The sequence below is a fragment of the Streptomyces carpinensis genome, from assembly GCF_002154505.1.
In the GTDB taxonomy this organism is placed as follows: domain Bacteria; phylum Actinomycetota; class Actinomycetes; order Streptomycetales; family Streptomycetaceae; genus Streptomyces; species Streptomyces carpinensis.
Genome location: NZ_MUBM01000718.1, coordinates 1 through 405 on the forward strand (window position 1 = coordinate 1; position 405 = coordinate 405).

1 protein-coding gene is annotated in these 405 nt (G+C 72.3%); it reads right to left on the reverse strand.

Annotated features, from left to right (window positions below; all coding sequences use genetic code 11):
• Positions 1 to 405 (reverse strand): sugar-binding domain-containing protein (locus BZY54_RS54480; RefSeq protein WP_244217720.1); only part of this gene is annotated, 405 nt, incomplete at both ends.

Genomic DNA, 405 nt, shown 5'->3' on the forward strand with positions numbered 1-405 from the left:
GACAGCTTCGGGGTGGGGCCGGCCGTCATCAGGTAGTCGGCGGCCGAGGTGTCCGTGACCAGGCTGGTGACGAGGCCGGAGCGCAGCACCGCGTCGATCGCCGCCGCCTTGCGCTGCCCGCCCGCGATCGCGACGACCTCGGGGATACGGCGCAGCTGCTCGGCCTTGACCGTGATGCACCGCTCCCCCAGGTCCCGGCCGATCCGGCGGCCCTGGGCGTCGAAGAGGTGCGCGGACATCTCGGCGGCGACGCCGAGCGAGGCGTAGTGGGCGCGCTCCTCGTCGCTGAGCATGTCGTGCACCGTGGAGATGCCCGGCTCCCAGGAGCCGATGGACACGCAGGCGACCGTGACCTTGTCGAAGTACTCGAAGGCCCGCGCGATCCCGGTCTGGTTGCGCAGCGCC